12 protein-coding genes are annotated in these 13826 nt (G+C 46.3%); 10 read left to right on the top strand and 2 right to left on the bottom strand.

Annotated features, from left to right (window positions below; all coding sequences use genetic code 11):
- Positions 1–73: 73 nt before the first annotated feature.
- The 9 genes from AC1VYS_RS15710 (at position 74) to AC1VYS_RS15670 (ending at position 10767) form a co-directional block, all read left to right on the top strand.
- On the top strand, positions 74–2254 hold the full coding sequence (locus AC1VYS_RS15710; RefSeq protein WP_482910477.1) for a glycoside hydrolase family 52 protein: 2181 nt from the start codon (positions 74–76) through the stop codon (positions 2252–2254).
- Complete coding sequence (locus AC1VYS_RS15705) at positions 2251–4395, top strand: alpha-glucuronidase family glycosyl hydrolase (RefSeq protein ID WP_482910476.1); 2145 nt, start codon at positions 2251–2253, stop codon at positions 4393–4395. Before AC1VYS_RS15710 ends, AC1VYS_RS15705 begins: the two co-directional genes overlap by 4 nt.
- A gap of 56 nt (positions 4396–4451) precedes the next feature.
- Positions 4452–5525, top strand: coding sequence for an NAD(P)-dependent alcohol dehydrogenase (locus AC1VYS_RS15700; protein WP_482910475.1), 1074 nt, complete (start codon positions 4452–4454; stop codon positions 5523–5525).
- A 194-nt stretch (positions 5526–5719) separates the two neighbouring features.
- Complete coding sequence (locus AC1VYS_RS15695; protein ID WP_441927222.1) at positions 5720–5986, top strand: HPr family phosphocarrier protein; 267 nt, start codon at positions 5720–5722, stop codon at positions 5984–5986.
- A 143-nt stretch (positions 5987–6129) separates the two neighbouring features.
- Positions 6130–6381, top strand: a complete 252-nt coding sequence (locus AC1VYS_RS15690; RefSeq protein WP_434750955.1) for a type B 50S ribosomal protein L31 — start codon at positions 6130–6132, stop codon at positions 6379–6381.
- Between the two features lie 162 nt (positions 6382–6543).
- Positions 6544–6849 carry a Dabb family protein gene (locus AC1VYS_RS15685; protein WP_482910474.1) on the top strand — a complete coding sequence of 102 codons (306 nt, stop codon included), beginning with the start codon at positions 6544–6546 and terminating at the stop codon, positions 6847–6849.
- 123 nt (positions 6850–6972) lie between these two features.
- Positions 6973–7734 (top strand): SDR family NAD(P)-dependent oxidoreductase, encoded by a 762-nt coding sequence (locus AC1VYS_RS15680; RefSeq protein WP_482910473.1) that lies wholly within the window; start codon positions 6973–6975, stop codon positions 7732–7734.
- Positions 7735–8015: 281 nt separating this feature from the next.
- The gene (gene poxB / locus AC1VYS_RS15675) at positions 8016–9743 is read left to right on the top strand and encodes a ubiquinone-dependent pyruvate dehydrogenase (protein ID WP_482910472.1); all 1728 of its coding nucleotides are present in this window, start codon (positions 8016–8018) and stop codon (positions 9741–9743) included.
- A gap of 268 nt (positions 9744–10011) precedes the next feature.
- Entirely contained in the window at positions 10012–10767 is a 756-nt protein-coding gene (locus tag AC1VYS_RS15670; RefSeq protein ID WP_482910471.1) for an SDR family NAD(P)-dependent oxidoreductase, read from the top strand.
- A gap of 174 nt (positions 10768–10941) precedes the next feature.
- Here AC1VYS_RS15670 and AC1VYS_RS15665 read toward each other — a convergent pair whose 3' ends face one another.
- The gene (locus AC1VYS_RS15665) at positions 10942–11304 is read right to left on the bottom strand and encodes a ribosomal protein L7/L12 (protein ID WP_482910470.1); all 363 of its coding nucleotides are present in this window, start codon (positions 11302–11304) and stop codon (positions 10942–10944) included.
- Positions 11301–12485: a cytochrome P450 family protein gene (locus AC1VYS_RS15660; protein ID WP_482915018.1), complete on the bottom strand. Its 1185-nt coding sequence runs from the start codon at positions 12483–12485 to the stop codon at positions 11301–11303. Before AC1VYS_RS15660 ends, AC1VYS_RS15665 begins: the two co-directional genes overlap by 4 nt.
- A 216-nt stretch (positions 12486–12701) precedes the next feature.
- On the opposite strand from AC1VYS_RS15660, the gene AC1VYS_RS15655 reads away from it, so the two are divergent.
- Positions 12702–13679, top strand: a complete 978-nt coding sequence (locus AC1VYS_RS15655; RefSeq protein WP_482910469.1) for an aldo/keto reductase — start codon at positions 12702–12704, stop codon at positions 13677–13679.
- The last annotated feature ends 147 nt before the right edge of the window (positions 13680–13826 follow it).

The raw sequence follows: 13826 nt of genomic DNA, 5'->3' as shown, positions 1-13826 counted from the left end.
GGACGAGCAGTGCATGGTAGGATGGGGCTAATGAAAACGCATGCATATCTTGTTCCGAGAGGAGTTATGAATGATGAGTACGTCCCAATCCATTTTTTACAACGCGCATCATGCGCCAATCGGTGCATTTGCCAGTTTCACGCTAGGTTACAAAGGGGCTAAAGGCGGGCTGGGTCTTGAACTTGGCAAGCCAGCTGACCAGAACGTATATATTGGATTACAGACTCGTGATGGAGAACACTATCAGGCATTGCCTTTTTATGAAGCAAGTGAAGATGAGAGCAGCCGTTATGATGTAGAGAAACTGGACAACGGGAATCACGCTGGTGGAGCAGGGGCTAAGCCACTGATCTCAGCTTTCCGGGATGAAGACATCACTCGGGAGTTCACCTCAGGCACAGATACATGGAACGCAGGGGATCTGGAATTCCGTATCTATTCCCCTGTACGTCCGGTTCCACATCCAAAGAGTGCAGACCGTGAAGAGCTGATGGATGCCCTTGTGCCAGCGGTTTTGGTTGAGATGACGATTGACAATACCCAAGGCGATAAAACACGTAAAGGTTATTTCGGCTATCAAGGAAGTGACCCGTATTCTGCGATGCGTTTGATTGGTGGACCAGAGGGTGGCTCATTAACAGGGGTTGGACAAGGACGTCTGACAGCCATTGTGTCCAAAAATGAAGGTCTGTGGCCTGCACGCGGATTCACGCTGGAGAAAATTTTAGAGGAAAAACATCGGGACAATCTGGCATTTGGTTTAGGCTCTACCTCGGTGTTGCTGATGGAAGTACCGGCAGGGGAGAAGCGTACGTTTCAATTCGCAGTGTGTTTCTATCGTGGCGGCATTGTAACTACCGGAATGGATACAACATATTGGTACACTCGTTACTTTGCTGATATTCTGCAAGCAGGCGAGTATGCGCTAAATCGTTTTGATGCATTGACTGCATCCTGTGTGGAAGTGGATCAGCGTCTTGGAACAGCAGCGCTGAGCGAAGATCAGTCCTTTATGCTTGCCCATTCCATTCACAGTTACTATGCCAGTACGCAATTGCTCGATGCGGATGGAGAACCGCTTTGGATTGTAAATGAAGGGGAATATCGCATGATGAACACACTGGATCTGACGGCAGACCAGCTGTACTTCGAGCTTGCCCTTAATCCGTGGACTGTGCGTAACGAGCTGGAATGGTTTGTGAAGCGTTATAGCTATACCGATCAGGTGCGTTTCCCGGGAGACGAAAAGCTGTATCCAGGCGGTATCACATTTACGCATGATATCGGTATCGCCAATGTATTTTCCCGTCCAGGTCACTCCGCATATGAACTCGTTGCTATTGATGACTGCTTCTCGCAAATGAGTCATGAAGAACTGGTGAACTGGCTCTGCTGTGCAACGGTATACATTGAGCAGACGAAGGATAAGGAATTTATCAAAGAGATGCTGCCGGTTATTCAGGAATGCTTTCAAAGCATGCTGCACCGCGATCATCCCGAAGAAGATCAACGTAACGGTTTGATGGGGCTGGATAGTAGCCGTACACAGGGCGGGGCAGAGATTACAACGTACGACAGTTTGGACGTATCCCTTGGACAATCGCGGAACAATATCTATCTTGCGGGTAAATGCTGGGCTGTGTATGTTGCACTCGAAAAAATATTTGCAACCGAGAAGCTCGCAGACCTGTCCCATCAGGCAGGAAAACAAGCAGATCGTTGCGCGGCAAGTGTTGCTGCGCAATTGACAGATGGAGGTTACATCCCGGCGGTTATTGCGGAAAATAACGACTCACGAATCATTCCGGCTATCGAAGGCCTGGTATTCCCGTATTTTACAGGCTGTGAAGCGGCACTGGACGTTAACGGCCGGTTCGGATCATATATTAAGGCGCTGCACACACATCTGGAGACGGTGCTTGTTCCTGGAACATGTCTGTTTGAAGATGGAGGCTGGAAGCTATCTTCGACAAGCAACAACTCGTGGTTGAGTAAAATCTACCTGTCCCAATTCATCGCACGTGAGATTTTGGGGATTGAGTGGGATGAGACAGGGAGAACGGCGGATGCAGCCCATGTGAAATGGCTACTTCATCCGGAGGAATCTTACTGGTGCTGGAGTGACCAGATCCTATCCGGTGTTGCCGTGGGTAGCAAGTATTATCCACGCGGCGTAACTTCGATTCTGTGGCTGCTTGAAGGAAAGAATAATCGTCTTGCACAGATCTATGCAAGCAAGGAGGCTGTACTATGAGTAAAACTATTGTTCAATCCGGACTATCCGGTCCGCAATATGAAGCATGGCTAGGTTATCATGGAGCATTACCTGGAGGGAACGGAGTTGCTAGAAAGGCAGCTCCTCTGTGGAGCCGGCAGATTGATGTACAGGAAAAGCATCAAGTCATCGACACCGCACTTGCTGAGCTTACGCAAGGGCTTAGCAAGTTATACGGAGAACAACCCGTAATTAGCCATTCTGAGACCCAAAGTGAAACAGACCAACAGCGTAAGCCTTCCATCCGGTTGGGCACTTGGGCAGGCAACAGTCTGGTAACTGGTATGTTCACCGAGACGGAACGTGCTGCGGTACAAGGTGAAGGTTTTATTATTCGTGAAGATGAATCTCTTCGTGAACTCGTTATTGGTTCAGAAACGCCGCAAGGTGTTCTGTACGCTGTCTTTCATCTGCTTCGGGAGTTGACGTTGAATCAAGGTAAGACAGAAGAGGCCGGTTCGACGCTTGATGGGGAGAAGCGCATATTTATTACAGAGCAGCCCGTGAATCAACTGCGAATGATTAATCAGTGGGACAATGTGGACGGCAGTATTGAGCGCGGATATGCCGGGCGTTCTATTTTCTACGAAAATGGTGAGTTCACACAGGATTTAGGGCGAATTCGAGACTATGCTCGACTACTCGCTTCAACGGGGATTAATGCAATATCTATTAATAATGTGAATGTGCATAAGAAAGAGAGTTTGTTTCTGACTGAACGTTATCTGGGTGAGGTTGCGAAGGTAGCTGCTGAATTCAGAGACTACGGTGTTCGTTTATTCCTTAGTGCCAATTATGCCAGTCCAATTGAAGTTGGTGGTCTGCAGACGGCTGATCCGCTGGATCAACAGGTACAAGAGTGGTGGAACATTCAAACCGCGAAGGTATACGCTGCAATTCCGGATTTTGGCGGATATCTGATCAAGGCTGATTCTGAAAATCGTCCGGGGCCATTCACGTATAACCGTGACCATGCGGATGGTGCAAATATGCTAGCTGAAGCACTCCGGCCATTCGGCGGACTTGTCATCTGGCGCTGCTTTGTTTATAACTGCAAGCAGGACTGGCGGGATCGTTCCACAGATCGGGCACGTGCGGCGTATGATCATTTTAAACCGCTGGACGGGCGGTTTGCGGACAATGTCATTTTGCAGATCAAAAATGGACCTATGGATTTTCAGGTAAGAGAAGCGGTATCTCCTTTATTTGGGGCCATGGAGAACACGAATCAGGTGATCGAATTCCAGATTACACAGGAATATACGGGGCAGCAGCGTCATTTAGCCTATCTGGTGCCACAATGGAAGGGAATTCTTGATTTTGACACCTATGCCAAAGGCAAAGGCTCGGAGATCAAACGCATCGCAGACGGTTCGCTCTATCAGCGTCAGTACAGTGGATTTGCTGCTGTGTCTAATATTGGTGCCGATGCAAGTTGGACTGGACATCCGCTGGCCCAAGCCAATCTATACGGATATGGCAGACTCGGGTGGAATCCTGAACTTTCGGCAGAAACCATTGCAGATGAGTGGGTAAGGTTAACATTTGGACATGATGAGCAGGTTGTAGAGCGGATTATGGGCATGTTGTTGTCTTCGCTGGATATCTATGAAAGCTATACAGCCCCTCTTGGTGTAGGCTGGATGGTGAATCCGGATCACCACTATGGACCTAATGTAGACGGTTATGAGTATTCCAAATGGGGAACGTATCACTTTGCCGACTGTCATGGAATTGGGGTTGATCGGACGGTGAAGAGTGGTACAGGGTATACTTCCCAATATCATCCTGAAAATGCTGCTCGCTATGAATCATTGGAAACTTGTCCCGATGAGTTAATTCTCTTTTTCCATCACGTTCCGTATACACATGTGTTGCACTCTGGTAAAACGGTCATTCAGCATATCTACGATACTCATTTCGAAGGTGTTGCACAGGCTGAAGCATTAGCCGATACTTGGATAGAGCTGGAGGGCAAAGTGGATCCAGACATCTTTAACAAGGTTGCAGCGTTGCAGGATGAACAGGCGGAACATGCGAAGGAATGGCGTGATATGATCAACACGTATTTTTATCGCAAGAGTGGGATTGAGGATGAACATGCACGAACCATCTATTAATCGATTCGTATTCTTTGAATTTCATTGAGACAGCACTGACATGCACAAGGAGGAGAATGCGTATGAGTCCACTCGAATTACCCGAGATCATGAAGGCTGCTGTCATGACAGAGCCAGGACATATCAACATTGAGGAACAGCCTGTCCCGAGACCCTCAGCTAATGAAGTGCTTGTAAAAGTGATGGCCGTAGGGGTTTGTGGATCGGATGTACACTATTTTGAACATGGTCGTATTGGCAGATTCGTTGTAGAGAAACCGATTATTCTTGGTCATGAATGTGCGGGTGTTATAGCGGAGGTCGGAGCAGACGTTTCCCGGCTGAAAGCGGGCGATCGAGTTGCCATCGAACCTGGGATGACTTGTGGTCACTGTACGGCTTGCAAGGAAGGACGCTATAATCTGTGTCCTGAAGTACAGTTTTTGGCGACTCCCCCGGTCGACGGGGCATTTGTGCAGTACATGGTCATACGAGAAGATATGGTGTTTCCGATCCCGGATCACCTGACGTATGAGGAAGCAGCAATGAATGAACCTTTCTCTGTTGGTATTCATGCTGCACGTCGCAGTAAGCTGGCACCAGGTACGACTCTTGCCATCATGGGCATGGGACCTGTCGGACTAATGGCTGTAGCGGCTGCCAAATCTTTCGGTGTCCAGACGATTATTGTAACGGATCTGGAAGAAGTTCGGCTTGAGGCGGCACGACGAATGGGTGCAACGCACACCATTAATGTGCGACATGAGGATGCGCTTGCAGTGATACGGGAAATCACCAAAGGGAACGGAGTGGATACAGCTTGGGAGACCGCAGGGAATCCTAAAGCGTTGCAATCAGCTCTCTACTCTCTGCGCAGAGGCGGTAAACTTGCTATTGTCGGGTTGCCTGCACAGGATGAGATCGCCATCAATGTTCCGTTTATTGCGGATAATGAAGTGGATATTTACGGCATATTCCGTTACGCCAATACGTATGCAACAGGGATCACGTTTTTAAGTTCAGGACAGCATGATGTGATGTCTTTGATTACGGATCGTTATAACCTTGAAGAGACGCAGCAGGCAATGGAGCGGGCGCTGCATAACAAGAGTGGAAGTTTGAAAGTAATGGTATATCCGAACGGTATGTAAAAGAATTGAGAAGGAGTCCTGTACACAGATGTGTACGGGGCTCTTTTTTCGGAATTAGACCCAAAAAATTTGATTTTCGTCATATAAGGCATGGACAACCTGCTAGCACATGGTATAATTCATGTTGATTTTAATATATAAATGAAAACACACGATTGCAGGTGTTCATTATTGAGCGAAAGGAACTGAAGGTTGTGAGAACACATGAGTTTATGATTCACGCGGATTTTCATCGGGATGAGCTGTTGTCGGTATCTTCTCAAGCGTCACGTTTTGCATCGGATATATTATTGTCTTACACGGAGTCTGATCATGAGCATCGTGTAGATGTGAAAAGCCTGCTTGGCATGGCACTGCTTCCGCTTCGAAATGGCAGTATTGTCCGATTACAGACCAGGGGAAGGGATGAATTGGAGGCGCTCGAGTATATGTTGCTTGTACTGGAAAAAGGCCCAGCTTAATGATGGATCAAATACCCAATCGCTTGGATTATAAATTTTTTGTCTTTTCGTCAAATCTTGCTGGTACTTCGTGCAAAAAAAGAGTATAATAAAATTTAGTTTGATTCTAGGGAGTACCCATATTAAAGGAGTGTAAATAGATTATGCCAAAAGTTGACATCCATCCTAAGACACAGCTCGTTATTTTTTACGATGCAAGTGCTGACTTCAAATTCGTTGCTTCTTCCACGAAGTTCTCGAACGAAACAATGGAATGGGAAGACGGTAACACTTACCCTGTTATCCGTGTAGATACTAGTTCTGCATCCCACCCGTTCTTCACTGGTAAACAAAGAAACGTGGACATTGGTGGACGCGTTGATAAGTTTAACCGTAAATACAACCTCAAAAACTAGTTTTCTTATAGATGAGGAGAAAAGCCCGGAAGAAATTCCGGGCTTTTTTGCGTTTGTGCGGCTCTCTGTTATTGGTATTGAACCAACCAAATATTGCGCTTTCAATGCATTCAGTTGTAAACTAGAGTACAGAGTTCGAACATAATGGAGGAGGAAACACAGATGAGCAGAATTATTCATATGGTAACGTTTACGCTCTATGCAGGTAAAGATACAGCGGAGGCCGAAGTTTTTTTGAAAGAAAGTAAGGAAGCGCTTGCGGCTATTCCTGGTGTTGAACATTTTCAGGTATTGCACCAGGTCAGTGCAAAAAACGAGTTTGATTACAGCTTCTCCATGGAGTTTGCCGATCAGGCTGCATATGATACATACAATGATCATCCCGTGCACCGTCAGTATGTCGCAGAGCGCTGGGAGAAAGAAGTAAGTCGTTTTCAGGAGATTGATCTTGTTAAACACAGTGGCTAGTAAAGATGTACTGTTAGGCTGGAAGAATGTCTTGATTCAAAAATAACCGAAGAATGAGCACAAATGCAGCTCATCGAAATCGTTTTCTGCATATGTTACAGTTCGAAAGGAGGTCATCTTGATATGCAATTGGATCTGGCGGGAAGAACCGCACTAGTTACCGGGGCAACCGGTCAACTGGGAAGAGTCATTGCTCGAACACTTGCTGCTTGCGGTGCGAATCTGGCTCTGCATTATATAAGCAATGAGACAAAGGCCAAAGAACTACAGAACGAGATTGAAGCATTGGGGCGTCAGGTTGTTATCGTACAAGGTGATATCACCAAGCAGGATACCGCTTTTAGGATACGTGATGAAATCCAAAGCAAGCTGGGTGGAGTAGATATTGTCGTTGCGAATGCGGTTATCCAATACGACTGGACAACGGTACTGGAGCAAGCTCCTGAGGATTACCTGAGTCAGTTTGAATCTTGTGTCATGCAGAGTGTATATCTTGCCAAAGCATTTATCCCGTATATGCAGGAAATGAGATCTGGTCGTTTTATCGGGATCAATACCGAATGTGCAATGCAGAATTTTGCCCACCAATCTGCCTATACTGCTGGTAAACGCGGTATGGATGGTGTGTACCGTGTGTTAGCCAAGGAAGTTGGCGAATATCAGATTACGGTCAACCAAGTTGCTCCAGGCTGGACGATCAGCGAACGGGATCGAAGCAGCGAACCCGGGCAAGATGCAGCATACACCCAAACCGTACCACTGAAACGCAGGGGAGAAGATCAGGAAATTGCGAATGCCGTTGCTTTTTTGGCTTCAGATTTATCCTCTTTTATTACTGGAGCCTATATCCCTGTAAGCGGTGGTAATGTTATGCCTGCGATCTGAGTTGTGTTTTGAATCAAATGAATGAAATACACTATGAATTACATGCTCTTTGGAGCATATACAATTTATAATTTATAAATTAATTTTTAGACTGATCCGTTTGCCTTCAAGGGCAGACGGATTTTTTGTTATATGAATCAGATGATAACGAGGGGCATTTATTATACTTGGATTGACATATGATAATGATTCGTTTTTCAAAAATTTGGGGTATAAGAATAGGTATATTCACGGGATGGAAACCTAATCAAAATAACGTAATAAAGGAGAGATCCAACCTCATGAAAAAAACGATCGCAGACGTTCTAGTTGAAGCCTTGTTAAACGCGGGTATTCATCGGATATACGGCATTGTTGGAGACTCCTTGAATGCGGTTCTCGACTCCATCCGCAAGTCGGGCAAAATTGAATGGATTCATGTGCGTCATGAAGAAGTGGCGGCTTTTGCTGCGGGTGCAGATGCTCAAGTAAGTGGAAGCATTGCTGTATGCGCTGGCAGCAGCGGGCCGGGGAATATGCATCTGATTAACGGACTCTACGATTGTCACCGAAATCGCGTACCGGTACTGGCCATCGCTGCCCATATTCCGAGTGATGAGATTGGAAGCGAATATTTTCAGGCGACTCATCCGGAGTATTTGTTCCAGGAATGCAGTCATTATTGTGAAGTGATTACAACAGCCAAGCAGATGCCACGCTCGCTAACGATGGCTATGCAAACGGCAGTAGCACGTTCCGGCGTGTCTGTCATCGTACTCCCTGGAGATGTTGCAGGACTTGAGGCGGCCGATCTACCCGTTCCCGAGCATGTATACCATGCGCCGCATCCAGTAGTACATCCTTCCGAGCCTGAACTCGCCAAGCTGGCCGAGTACTTGAATCAGGACAAAAAAATCACACTTTTATGCGGTGCAGGATGTGCCGGGGCTCGCGAACCACTGCTGGAGCTCTGTGATCGATTGAAATCCCCTATGGTTATTGCGCTTCGAGGGAAAGAGCACTTAGAATACGACAATCCTTATTCCGTGGGACTGACAGGCTTAATCGGATATTCTTCGGGATACCATGCCATGATGGATTGTGACGTATTACTTATGCTCGGAACGGATTTCCCGTACCGTCAGTTTTTCCCGGAAGATGCTACAGTGATACAAGTGGATATTCAAACCTCACATCTGGGCCGGCGCACCAAACTGGATTATGGAGTATGCGGCGATATCAAGGCGACCATTGAAGCATTACTTCCATACCTGACAGCTGAGCATAATGACAAGCATTTGCGTAAATGTGTGAAGCGCTACACGAAAGTGCGAGAAGAGTTGGACGAGCTTGCGGTGGGCAAACCAGGCAAAAAGCCGATTCATCCACAGTACTTAACCAAAGTAATCAGTGATGCCGCCGCCGAAAATGCGATCTTTACCTGTGATGTGGGCACACCAACGGTATGGGCGGCACGTTATCTTGAGATGAGCCGGAATCGAAGATTGCTGGGATCATTTAATCATGGAACGATGGCAAACGCACTGCCACAGGCGATTGGTGCCCAGGTTGCTGATCCTGAACGACAAGTCATCTCGTTATCTGGAGACGGCGGCTTAGCTATGCTAATGGGGGATCTGCTCACGTTGAAGCAGCATAATCTTCCTGTCAAAGTGGTTGTGTTTAACAATGGCGCACTGAGTTTCGTAGAACTGGAGATGAAAGCTGCCGGGTTCCTCGAATCAGGGACGGAGCTTGTGAATCCTAACTTTGCAATGGTGGCACAGGCAATGGGCATGGAAGGTATACGCGTGGAAGACCCTGCGGAGCTTGAAGGTGCTGTGGAGCGTGCGTTGCAACATAACGGCCCCGTCCTGATCGACGTTGTTGTGAATCGTCAGGAGTTGTCCCTGCCGCCGAAGATAAATATTAAACAGGCTGAAGGTTTCACACTATGGATGATGAAAGCCGTACTAAATGGACGTGGCGATGAATTAATTGAGCTCGCGAAAACGAATTTGCTTCGGTAAAGCGTTGGTACGGGCGCGAGGCTTACGAATGGGTGTTGGAGTAGTTTCGAATTGCCTAGTTAGGCCAATATCGTAAATTAGGCAATATCGTATAAATGTATGGATCCATATGATTTCAGTTTGTTTTTAAGTGTTTTGTTGTTTAGAATAGGTAAAGTCAGGAAGGCGTCATGTCCTTTCTGACTTACATAGTTTTAGTTCATCCATATTAAACCGTGCGGAATGAAAAGGTACAATCAGAAATGACACATAATTGGAGGAGATCACCATGAGTCACGCAGGAAAAGTAGCCATCATTACGGGAGCAGGAAGTGGATTAGGTCAGGCAGCAGCGCTGAAATTGGCCGAGAAGGGTGCTTCCATCGTAGTTGTTGATCTGATCGAAAAGACAGGTCTTGAGACGGTAAGACAGATTGAACAGCTGGGCAGCAAAGCTATTTTTGTTCAGGCCGATGTGAGTAAAGCTACTGAGGTTGAGAATTATGTGAAGAAGACAGTCGAAGAATTTGGCCGGATTGATATGTTCTTCAACAATGCGGGTATTGCTGGTCCAGGCATCAAGTTAATTGAACATACAATCGAGCAATTTGACCAGATCATTGATATTAATTTGCGAAGTGTATTTTACGGATTGAAATATGTTATTACCGAAATGCTCAAAACGGGTGGGGGCTCCATTGTAAACACGGCCTCTACCGCTGGAATTGTAGGTGTCCCTGCAGTAGCGCCATATGCAGCAACCAAACACGGTGTAGTTGGTTTGACACGTACAGCCGCGATTGAATATGGCAAAGAAAACATTCGCGTAAACGCGATTGCCCCGGGTACCATTGAGACACCGATGGTTGTTCAGTTTGGCAAAGATAATCCGGAAGTTTTCCAAGCTACGGTAGATAGCATTCCGTCCGGACGTCTGGGCAAGCCGGAAGAGATCGCCAATCTGGTTTCCTTCCTGCTGGGAGACGAAGCGCTGTACATCAACGGAGCTGTATACCCGATTGATGGTGCTGTTACTGCTCAGTAAGAAGCCAGATCCATATATTTTTAAAAATAGAGCGTGAAAAAGAGAGACTGTGTGGATAATCCACACAGTCTCTCTTAATGCCTACACTACCTTACGACTAATCAGCTCAAGGGTTATTTTACTCCACGACATTTACCTCTAACAGAAGATGATGGTCAACACGGACTTATACGTTTACCTATCCAATGCTTCGACATAATCCTTCGCTTCTTTTAAAGAGAGACTGCGGGCTTCACGCAGCTTCTTGATCGCCTGAATTTTGTTTCCTCTGCGCACCAGAGCAAGCAGTTCCTGATCTAATTCATTATTTAACTCACTCTGGGCAGTAGGGCTCGCACCAGTAAAAGAAGAGAACGATGCAGGATCAGGAGATAAAGACGAATTAGTATGAACGAAGCGATTCGTTTCGGTGGATGTACCGTTTCGAAGTTGATCCACCTCTGTTTTCAACTCATCCACCTGACGTTGCAGTTTGCTTAGCTTTGACCACAAAATCGGAATCATCAACAGGAACACGACGAATAAGAAATTGCTCATTTCAGTTGCATCGGAATTTCCTTGACGCCGCGAACGATCATACCCGATCTCCATTCCAAAGTATCGACATCGCTTTGCAATCTCATGTTTGGAAACCGATCTAACAGTGTACTTACGGCAATCTCGCCTTCAAGTCGAGCGAGCGGCGCACCGAGACATAGATGAATACCTTTGCCAAAAGCAAGGTGAGCACTCTTCTCACGTGTGATGTCGAATACATCCGGGTCTTTGAACTGTTCTTCATCTCGATTGGCTGAATCCAGCGCAACAATCACGAGTTCACCCTGGGCAATCTGTTGCCCTCGGAATTCAATATCCTCTGAAGCCCAACGTGAAGTGCTGAATTCAACTGGCCCATTATATCTTAGCATTTCCTCGATGGCTTGATGGATAAGCTTAGGCTGCTCTACTAAAAGGTCCCGCTGTTCAGGGTGCTCAATCAGGGCCAGGATTCCGTTTCCAATCAGATTTACAGTGGTTTCATGTCCAGCAATAATAAGCAGAGAGACGACACCAAGGAGTTCTTTTTCGGTCAACTGCTCACCCGAATCTTCGGCACTGACAAGTTGACTGATGAGATCCTGACCAGGTTCTTTACGTACTTTGGCGAACCAAGCGGTGAGATATTCGGTGAACTCCCGCTCATGTTGGTGGAACAGTTCGGCATCCTTTCCGGTGGAGGCCTCTATAACCGTATTAGACCACATGCGGAATTTATCGCGATCCTCCAGCGGAACACCTAAAATTTCACTAATGACAATAATGGGAAGCGGAAAGGCAAAGTCATCAATGAGATTCATCGTTTCCTGTGAAGGCAGGTTGTCTAGCAGATCATCCGCGATGCTCTGGATATGGCTTCTCATATCTGCAACAAGTTTGGGTGTAAAAGCCTTTTGTACTAACCCACGTAAACGACGGTGATCGGGTGGATCAGAAAACAGCATGTTACTGGAAAATATACTCTGATTATCTGCCCCGTACCGTTTAACCACATCTTTGCTAAAACGGGAATCTTTCAAAATTTGAACAGCATCTTCATATCGGGTAATGATCCAGCCAAACTCTCCATTGGGAAACATGACTTTGAAAACGGGATCGTCTTTTCTTAATTTTTCATATACCGGATAAGGATTATGAGTAAATGATGCTGTGAAAAAATTAGAGCTTGAGCTCTCATTCATCTCATTCGTGTCATTGGATTCATTCGGATTCAAAGGTGTATTCTCCTCTCCTATAGCTGTATGGTAAGTCACTTTCTATTTATTCCATACGTAAAGGTTCGAAACCTTGTTTCGTTATGAAAAAATGTTAACGTGCAGGAATATCACGGAAGACTCCAGAAGAGAAGAGAGAGCCATGTAGACGTCTGAAAAATAGAAACGAGGTGAGCAAGGGAAATGTCATATACACAGTTGCCTTTACATTATCACCAGATTCCCGCAAGTCCTATTGTTCTGGGGTGTATGCGCTTTGGAGGAGATTGGGACGGACAACCCATCACAGAAGACTTGGTAGTCGAAGGTCGCCGAGCGGTAGAAGCAGCACTAGAGATCGGGATTAATCATTATGATCTCGCAGATATCTATACGCGCGGTAAAGCGGAGCATGTATTGGGACGGATCTTGTCCGAAAAACATGGACTTCGTGAACAGATCATTATTCAATCGAAATGCGGAATTCGGCTGGCAGGAGATGATGAAGGGCCACAGCGTTATGATACATCGGGAGCACATATTGTAGAGAGTGTTGATGGGATTTTATCGAGGCTCGGTACAAATTACCTGGATATTTTGCTGTTGCATCGTCCTGACCCGCTTGCCCATCCGCAGGAGATCGGAGAATCACTGGCTAAACTCCATCAGGCAGGCAAAGTAAGACATTTCGGCGTGTCTAATATGGGCTCGGAACAGATCCGCTTGCTTCAGATGTACAGCCGTGTGCCATTGATTGTGAATCAGTTGGAGATGAGCCTTGATAAAATTGGCTTTGTAGAAGCTGGCGTAACCGTAAACCGTGAGCATGCAAAAGATAATGTTTTCCCATACGGTACAATGGAGTATTGCCAGGCAGAGCATATTCAACTGCAAGCTTGGGGGCCCCTCGCACAAGGAAGATTTACAGGCAGAGTCATCGAGGGGCAGCGGCCTGAGATTAAAGCCACTGCAGAACATGTAGAGCGTATGGCAAGAGAGCATGGAGTTACGAGAGAAGCCATTGTATTGGCATGGCTGATGAAACATCCAGCAGGAATTCAACCGGTGATAGGTTCAATTCGACCAGAGCGAATTCTCGCTTGTCGTGATGCAGCGCAGGTTGAAATGACTCGATATGAATGGTACGAACTATATTCGTCTTCGTGTGGACGAAGAATGTAGAGAGAGTCTATAGACACATATATATTCGCATTAAGTCGCTATTGTAGCGGCTTTTTTGTTATGGTCTTAGAGGTGAGTCCTTTATGCATTCTTTTCTTAATTAAGCTGTGATTAGAAGTGATGGATGATTGTTTAAAAGATTGTAGT

Source organism: Paenibacillus sp. G34 (genome assembly GCF_056856875.1).
The sequence above is the reverse complement of the archived record's forward strand: the minus strand, read 5'-3'. Positions and strand labels throughout refer to the sequence as shown.

Excerpts from the sequence above, each read along its gene's own strand:
- AC1VYS_RS15710 (WP_482910477.1), top strand. The coding sequence starts at position 74 with ATGAGTACGTCCCAATCCATTTTTTACAACGCGCATCATGCGCCAATC.
- AC1VYS_RS15705 (WP_482910476.1), top strand. The coding sequence starts at position 2,251 with ATGAGTAAAACTATTGTTCAATCCGGACTATCCGGTCCGCAATATGAA.
- AC1VYS_RS15700 (WP_482910475.1), top strand. The coding sequence starts at position 4,452 with ATGCGTATGAGTCCACTCGAATTACCCGAGATCATGAAGGCTGCTGTC.
- AC1VYS_RS15690 (WP_434750955.1), top strand. The coding sequence starts at position 6,130 with ATGCCAAAAGTTGACATCCATCCTAAGACACAGCTCGTTATTTTTTAC.
- AC1VYS_RS15685 (WP_482910474.1), top strand. The coding sequence starts at position 6,544 with ATGAGCAGAATTATTCATATGGTAACGTTTACGCTCTATGCAGGTAAA.
- AC1VYS_RS15680 (WP_482910473.1), top strand. The coding sequence starts at position 6,973 with ATGCAATTGGATCTGGCGGGAAGAACCGCACTAGTTACCGGGGCAACC.
- poxB (WP_482910472.1), top strand. The coding sequence starts at position 8,016 with ATGAAAAAAACGATCGCAGACGTTCTAGTTGAAGCCTTGTTAAACGCG.
- AC1VYS_RS15670 (WP_482910471.1), top strand. The coding sequence starts at position 10,012 with ATGAGTCACGCAGGAAAAGTAGCCATCATTACGGGAGCAGGAAGTGGA.
- AC1VYS_RS15665 (WP_482910470.1), bottom strand. The coding sequence starts at position 11,304 with ATGAGCAATTTCTTATTCGTCGTGTTCCTGTTGATGATTCCGATTTTG.
- AC1VYS_RS15660 (WP_482915018.1), bottom strand. The coding sequence starts at position 12,485 with ATGAATGAGAGCTCAAGCTCTAATTTTTTCACAGCATCATTTACTCAT.
- AC1VYS_RS15655 (WP_482910469.1), top strand. The coding sequence starts at position 12,702 with ATGTCATATACACAGTTGCCTTTACATTATCACCAGATTCCCGCAAGT.